This is a genomic window from Streptomyces sp. NRRL WC-3549 (assembly GCF_000721935.1).
GTDB lineage: Bacteria > Actinomycetota > Actinomycetes > Streptomycetales > Streptomycetaceae > Streptomyces.
In genome coordinates this window covers 3,798-10,877 of sequence record NZ_KL585447.1, presented here as the reverse complement: position 1 = coordinate 10,877, position 7,080 = coordinate 3,798, and the positions used below count along the sequence as shown (strand labels likewise).

8 protein-coding genes and 1 pseudogene are annotated in these 7,080 nt (G+C 71.6%); 6 read left to right on the top strand and 3 right to left on the bottom strand.

What is annotated here, in order from left to right; translation table 11 throughout:
• Nucleotides 1-427: pseudogene (locus IH13_RS0134955) on the bottom strand (Gfo/Idh/MocA family oxidoreductase); the annotation flags it as partial.
• 94 nt (nt 428-521) lie between these two features.
• Between IH13_RS0134955 and IH13_RS0134950 the strand changes: the two are divergent.
• The 6 genes from IH13_RS0134950 (at nt 522) to IH13_RS0134925 (ending at nt 6,532) form a co-directional block, all read left to right on the top strand.
• Entirely contained in the window at nt 522-1,283 is a 762-nt protein-coding gene (locus tag IH13_RS0134950; RefSeq protein WP_031091011.1) for a GntR family transcriptional regulator, read from the top strand.
• 282 nt (nt 1,284-1,565) lie between these two features.
• Nucleotides 1,566-2,549: a substrate-binding domain-containing protein gene (locus tag IH13_RS0134945; RefSeq protein ID WP_031091009.1), complete on the top strand. Its 984-nt coding sequence runs from the start codon at nt 1,566-1,568 to the stop codon at nt 2,547-2,549.
• Nucleotides 2,546-3,595 carry an ABC transporter permease gene (locus IH13_RS0134940; RefSeq protein ID WP_031091008.1) on the top strand — a complete coding sequence of 350 codons (1,050 nt, stop codon included), beginning with the start codon at nt 2,546-2,548 and terminating at the stop codon, nt 3,593-3,595. Before IH13_RS0134945 ends, IH13_RS0134940 begins: the two co-directional genes overlap by 4 nt.
• Complete coding sequence (locus tag IH13_RS0134935; protein WP_031091006.1) at nt 3,592-4,452, top strand: ATP-binding cassette domain-containing protein; 861 nt, start codon at nt 3,592-3,594, stop codon at nt 4,450-4,452. Before IH13_RS0134940 ends, IH13_RS0134935 begins: the two co-directional genes overlap by 4 nt.
• A 133-nt stretch (nt 4,453-4,585) precedes the next feature.
• Nucleotides 4,586-5,755: an ROK family glucokinase gene (locus tag IH13_RS0134930; protein WP_031091004.1), complete on the top strand. Its 1,170-nt coding sequence runs from the start codon at nt 4,586-4,588 to the stop codon at nt 5,753-5,755.
• Between the two features lie 69 nt (nt 5,756-5,824).
• Entirely contained in the window at nt 5,825-6,532 is a 708-nt protein-coding gene (locus tag IH13_RS0134925) for a hypothetical protein (protein WP_234433496.1), read from the top strand.
• 72 nt (nt 6,533-6,604) lie between these two features.
• Here the strand turns inward: IH13_RS0134925 and IH13_RS0134920 are convergent, their stop codons facing one another.
• On the bottom strand, nt 6,605-6,790 hold the full coding sequence (locus IH13_RS0134920) for an acyl-CoA carboxylase subunit epsilon (RefSeq protein ID WP_031090999.1): 186 nt from the start codon (nt 6,788-6,790) through the stop codon (nt 6,605-6,607).
• Between the two features lie 15 nt (nt 6,791-6,805).
• A partial coding sequence (locus IH13_RS0134915) for a carboxyl transferase domain-containing protein (protein WP_324605215.1) occupies nt 6,806-7,080 on the bottom strand: 275 nt, incomplete at its 5' end.

The window sequence follows — 7,080 nt, the reverse complement described above, 5'->3', positions numbered from 1 at the left end:
ATGTGTATAAGAGACAGGCCCCACCGCGCACCGCCGCCCGCGCCACGCCGTACCCCGCGTCGAAGCGGCGCATGAAACCGAGCTGGAGCACACTGCCCGCCCGCTCGACCTCCTCCAGCGCGCCCAGGGTCCCCGGAAGGTCCAGCGCGATCGGCTTCTCGCAGAAGGCGGGCAGACCCGCCCGCGCCGCCCGGCCGATGAGGTCCGCGTGCGCCGAGGTCGCCGAGGTGATGACCACCGCGTCCACCCCGGCGGCCAGGACGTCGGCGGCCGAGGCGACCACCACGGCGCCGGTCCGCTCGGCGACCCGGGCCGCGCGGACCGCGTCGGGGTCCGTCACCACCAGGGCGGCGACGTCCGGATGACGGCCCAGGACGCCCGCGTGGAAGGAGCCGATCCGGCCGGTGCCGATGAGTCCGATACGCATGCACTCAACGTGCCGCCCGCCCGACGCACTGTCAACTATATGTCCTGACAAAAAGCCGGGTGCGGTGCGGCCGCCACGCGGTACGCTCCCGTCCGTGCCCAAACCCACCGCCGACTCCGCCGCCCTGGGGCTGGGTGTGGACCGCACCAGTCCCGTCCCGCTCTACCACCAGCTGGCCCAGCAGCTGGAAGCGGCCATCGAGCAGGGCCGCCTCGCACCCGGCAGCCTCCTCGGCAACGAGCTGGAGCTCGCCGCACGGCTCGGCCTGTCCCGTCCGACCGTCCGCCAGGCGATCCAGTCACTCGTCGACAAAGGACTGATGGTGCGCCGCCGGGGCGTCGGCACCCAGGTCGTGCACAGCCGCATCAAGCGCCCGCTGGAACTGAGCAGCCTCTACGACGACCTGGAAGCCGCGGACCGGCGCCCCGCCACCCGGGTCCTGCGCAACACGGTCGAGCCCGCCCCGGCCGAGGCCGCCGCCGCGCTCGGCGTCGCCGAGGGCAGCGACGTCCACCTCGTCGAACGGCTGCGCCTCGCGCACGGCGAGCCCGTGGCCCTGCTCCGCAACCACCTGCCCCCCGGCCTGCTCGACCTGGACACCGGGCGGCTGGAGGCGACCGGGCTGTACCGGATGATGCGCTCCTCGGGCGTCACGCTGCACAGCGCCCGCCAGTCCGTCGGCGCGCGGGCCGCCACCGGTGCGGAGGCCGGGCTGCTCACCGAGCCCCCCGGGGCGCCGCTGCTGACGATGGAGCGCACCACCTTCGACGCCGGCGGCCGGGCGGTCGAATTCGGCTCCCACGTCTACCGCGCCTCCCGGTACGCCTTCGAGTTCCAGCTGCTGGCACGCCCCTGAGCCGACCCGCGCCCCCTTCGCGCCGAGTGCCGATCGGATCACGCAAAGCGACGGGGGGCTTCCTCGGTCGCACCGCCGCGCCTCCCGGGCGGCCCGACGAGGGGAGGCCGCCGGCGCGCCCGGTGCCGCCGTCGCGCCCCTGCCGGACCACGCCGGTACGGGCTCGGGGATACTTGGGCGGTCGGGCCGGGAGTCCACCGCCCCCGGCTCACCAGGCAGACACAGCGAGCAGCACAAGAAGGGCACGGCGTCGTGGCAAGGGTTCGGACAGGGGTACGCGCGATGGGCGCCGTGCTCGCAGCGGTGCTGGGAGTCTCCCTCATGGGGTGCAGCAGCACCGGCGGCAAGCGGGCGGAAGAGCGCGCGGCCAAGGAGGCCGCCGTGGGACGGTCCGCGGTGAACACACCCCGCTGGACGTTCGCCATGGTCACCCACTCGGGCGACGGCGACACCTTCTGGGACATCGTCAAGAAGGGCGCCGAGCAGGCGTCCGCCAAGGACAACATCAACTTCCTCTACATGCACAACGACGAGGGCCAGCAGCAGGCCGAGCTCGTCCAGACCGCGATCGACAAGAAGGTCGACGGGCTGATCGTCTCGCTGGCCAAGCCCGACTCGATGAAGGCCGTCGTCGCCAAGGCGGTCAAGGCCGGCATCCCCGTGATCACGGTGAACTCCGGCTCGGCCGAGTCCAAGCAGTTCGGCGCCCTCACCCACATCGGCCAGGACGAGTCGATCGCCGGCGAGGCCGTCGGGGACGAGCTCACCGCCCGGGGCCGCAAGAAGGTGCTCTGCGTCCTGCACGAGCAGGGCAACGTCGGCCACGAGCAGCGCTGCGCCGGAGCGAAGAAGACCTTCGACGGCACGATGCAGAACCTGTACGTCGACGGCACCAACATGCCCGACGTCCAGGCGTCCATCGAGGCCAAGCTCGACTCGGACAAGGGCATCGACGCCGTCGTCACCCTGGGCGCCCCCTTCGCCGCCGCCGCCGTCAAGGCCAAGCAGACCGCCGGCAGCAAGGCCGAGATCGACACCTTCGACCTCAACCGGAGCGTGGCCACCGGGCTCGCGGACAAGACGCTCGGTTTCGCCGTCGACCAGCAGCCCTACCTCCAGGGGTACGAGGCCGTGGACCTGCTCTGGCTCTACCGCTTCAACCAGAACGTGCTCGGCGGTGGCCGCCCCGTGCTGACCGGTCCGCAGGTCATCACCGCCGACGACGCCGACGAGCTGGCCGAGTACACGAATCGGGGCACCCGATGAGCACCGGAGGCCCCACGGCTTTCACGGGCGCCGACGAACGACTCCTGCACACCTCACGCCTGCGCAAGCTCCTCGGCCGTCCCGAGCTCGGCTCGGTCGTCGGAGCCGTGGCCGTCTTCGTCTTCTTCGCGCTCGTCGCCGACAGCTTCCTGCAGACGTCCAGCATCGGCACGGTGCTCTACGCGGCCTCCACCATCGGGATCATGGCGGCGCCGGTGGCGCTGCTGATGATCGGCGGCGAGTTCGACCTGTCCGCCGGTGTGATGGTCACCAGCTCCGCGCTGGTCTCCTCGATGTTCAGCTACCAGATGACGGCCAACGTCTGGGTCGGCGTCTTCGTGTCACTGCTGGTCACCCTGGGTTTCGGGGCCTTCAACGGCTTCATGCTGACCCACACCAAGCTCCCCAGCTTCATCATCACGCTCGGCACGTTCCTCATGCTGACCGGGCTGAACCTGGGATTCACCAAGCTGATCAGCGGCACCGTGTCGACCAAGGCCATCGGCGACATGGAGGGGTTCGAGTCGGCCCGCAAGGTCTTCGCCTCCTACCTCACCCTCGGGAACGTCGAGCTGAAGGTCACCATCCTGTGGTGGGCGGTGCTGGTCGCGATCGCCACCTGGATCCTGATCCGCACCCGCTTCGGCAACTGGATCTTCGCCGTCGGCGGCGAGGCCGACGCCGCCCGCGCGGTCGGTGTCCCGGTCATCCGCACCAAGATCGGGCTCTACCTGGGCGTGGCCTTCGCCGCCTGGGTCTCCGGCCAGCACCTGCTGTTCTCCTACGACGTGGTGCAGTCCGGCGAGGGCGTCGGCAACGAGCTGACGTACATCATCGCGGCCGTCATCGGCGGCTGCCTGATCACCGGCGGCTACGGCTCGGCCGTCGGGTCCGCGGTCGGCGCGGTCATCTTCGGCATGACCAGCAAGGGGATCGTCTACGCGGAGTGGGACCCCGACTGGTTCAAGTTCTTCCTGGGAGCGATGCTGCTCCTGGCCACCCTGCTCAACGCATGGGTACGCAAGCGCGCGGAGGCGACGACATGACGGCCGCCCAGGACCGGGCCACCGAGGACGGGGAGCGCCGGGCTCTCGTCGAGCTCGACCACGTCAGCAAGTTCTACGGCAACATCAAGGCCCTGACGGACGTCTCGCTGGAGGTGCACGCCGGTGAGATCTCCTGTGTCCTCGGCGACAACGGCGCGGGCAAGTCGACCCTGATCAAGATCATTTCGGGGCTGCACCAGCACGACGCCGGGACGTTCAGGGTCGAGGGCGAGGAGACCGTGCTCGCCAACCCGCGCGACGCCCTGGACCGGGGCATCGCCACGGTCTACCAGGACCTGGCCGTCGTGCCGCTGATGCCGGTCTGGCGCAACTTCTTCCTCGGCTCGGAGCCGACGAGGGGGACGGGCCCCTTCAAGCGCCTCGACGTGGCCCTGATGCGGGAGACCACCCGCAGGGAACTGCTGCGCATGGGCATCGACCTGCGCGACGTCGACCAGCCGATCGGCACCCTGTCGGGCGGGGAGCGCCAGTGCGTGGCCATCGCCCGTGCGGTGTACTTCGGGGCCAAGGTCCTCGTGCTGGACGAGCCGACGGCGGCGCTCGGCGTCAAGCAGTCCGGTGTCGTGCTCAAGTACGTGGCGGCTGCCCGGGACGCCGGTCTCGGCGTGGTTCTCATCACGCACAACCCGCACCACGCGTATCTCGTCGGGGACCGTTTCGTCCTCCTCAAGCGCGGTGCGATGTCCGGCAGCCACCTGAAGGCCGAGGTCACCCTCGACGAACTGACCCGCCAGATGGCGGGCGGCAGCGAGCTGGAGGAGCTCAGCCACGAGCTGGAGCGGGCCCCGGCGCCGGACCGTCTCGGCGGCCGTCCGACGGGCGACGACACCCCTTAGCGCACGGCCCGTCACCACCTCCTCGGGACCGTCCAGCGGATCAGGGGGCGCGGGAATGGCAGAATCGAAGGCGGCGGACGCCGTCCGCCGCCGGAGGAACGACCTCCCGGCCCCCCGATCTGCCGCAGGGACGATGAGCACGTACCGCGACTTCACCCACCGCGGCTCCGCCCGCGCCACCGTCCTGCGGACCGTCGGTACGAGGGAGCGGCGTTCACACCTCACGGCACCCAGAGTGCCCACCGTCGGCATCGACATCGGCGGTACCAAGGTGATGGCCGGCGTCGTCGACGCCGACGGCAACATCCTGGAGACCCTGCGGACCGAGACGCCGGACAAGTCCAAGAGCCCCAAGGTGGTCGAGGACACCATCGTCGAGCTGGTCCTGGACCTCTCCGACCGGCACGACGTCCACGCCGTCGGCATCGGCGCGGCGGGCTGGGTGGACGCCGACCGCTCCAAGGTGCTGTTCGCCCCGCACCTGGCCTGGCGCGACGAACCCCTCAGGGACGCGCTCGCCTCCCGGCTCGTCGTCCCCGTCATGGTGGACAACGACGCCAACACGGCCGCCTGGGCCGAGTGGCGCTTCGGCGCCGGCCGCGGCGAGGACCACCTGGTCATGATCACGCTGGGCACCGGCATCGGCGGCGCGATCCTGGAGGACGGGCACGTCAAGCGGGGCAAGTACGGCGTCGCCGGTGAGTTCGGCCACATGCAGGTGGTGCCCGGCGGGCACCGCTGCCCGTGCGGGAACCGCGGCTGCTGGGAGCAGTACAGCTCCGGCAACGCCCTGGTGCGCGAGGCGAAGGAACTGGCCGCCGCCGACTCCCCGGTCGCCCACGGCATCATCGAGCGGGTCAAGGGCAGCATCCCCGACATCACCGGCCCGCTCATCACCGAGCTGGCGCGCGAGGGCGACGCGATGTGCGTCGAACTCCTCCAGGACATCGGCCAGTGGCTCGGCGTCGGCATCGCCAACCTCGCCGCCGCGCTGGACCCCTCGTGCTTCGTCATCGGCGGGGGCGTCAGCGCGGCCGACGACCTGCTGATCGGTCCGGCCCGCGACGCCTTCAAGCGCCAGCTGACCGGGCGCGGCTACCGCCCCGAGGCCCGGATCGCCAAGGCCCAGCTCGGACCCGAGGCCGGTATGGTCGGCGCCGCCGACCTCGCGCGGCTGGTCGCGCGCAGGTTCCGCCGTACCAACCGCCGCCGGGTCGAGCGCTACGAGCGTTACGCGCAGATCTACGACCAGGCCGCGAGCACGCTCCGCAACACCCGGAACGGCACCCGTGCCGCCGACTGAGCCGCAGCCCTGCCCGTCCCACCCGGCCATCCGCACTCCGCACCGCAGCTCCGAGGGGTACCACCGACCATGACCGCCGCAGCCGGGCACCGCGTCGTGCCGTGCCAGCCCCCGTCCTCCGGGTCCCCGGGGCCCGGCGGCGACGAGGACGCCTCCTTCGACGGCCCCGCCGGCGACTCGTCCGACGGGTCTTCCGGAGGCTCCTCCGGTGGCCCCGGCGGTGGTTCCCCGGGCGGCGACGGCACCCCGCCGGAGGACCGGCGGCGGGTGTTCCGGCGCCGGCTGATCACCCTCACCATCATCGTGCTGCTCATCGGCGTCCCGGCCGGTTACCTGGTGATCTCCGCGTCGCAGAGCCGCCGCTCCGGGATGGACAAGGAGGCCGAGGCCTCGGCCCAGGGGCTGCGTGAGGACTGGCCGTCCGGGATGCAGCGCAGGATCTTCGAGCTGCCGGTGCCCGGCAACGCGGTCGGCGTCCAGTACTACGAGACGAACAACTGGAAAGCCAGCCGCATGTACCTGAAGTTCCGCACCACCTCGGCCGGGCTGGACCGGTTCCTGAGCGGCGTCGGCACCGGCCGGGCCGCCCTGGAGACGGGCAAGGTCACCATCAGCGAGCGGGACGTCAAGATCACCGGTTGGGTCTTCGGGCCGGGCGTCGACTGGGCGGGCACGGTCCACCGGAACGAGGACCCGCGGCCCACCCAGGACATCACCGTCAACATGACCGATCCGGCGTCCCCCGTCGTGTACGTGGTGTCCTCGGCGACCCCCTGACCGGAGGGCCGAGGACGGCCCGTCACCCCGCGCCGCGCACCGGGCCGGCTCCGGGGGGCTCGGCGCGGTCGTTCACGGCGCCTGCCAGCTGTGCGGGGCGTGGAAGGGATCGGGGCGCCAGGCGGTCGTGGAGCCGGGGCGGCGGGTTTCGGCCGCGGCGGTGGCCGCGGGGGCGCGGGTGAGGAACAGGACGGTCAGGGCGGCGAGTTCCTCGGGTGTGGCCGCACCCTTCTCGATGCGTATGCACGGGGTGGTCATGGGGTGGGACCTCCGTCACTGAGGGGGATTGCCGTGTTTGCGGGCCGGGCGGTCGACGTGCTTGTTCCGCAGCATCGCCAGTGAGCCGATCAGCACCTCGCGGGTCCGGGCGGGATCGATGACGTCGTCGACCAGGCCGCGTTCGGCCGCGTAGTACGGGTGCATCAGCTCCGCCTTGTACGCCTTGACCAGCTCGGCACGCTCGGCCTCGGGGTCGTCGGCCTCGGCGATCTGGCGGCGGAAGATCACGTTGGCCGCGCCCTCCGCGCCCATCACGGCGATCTCGTTCG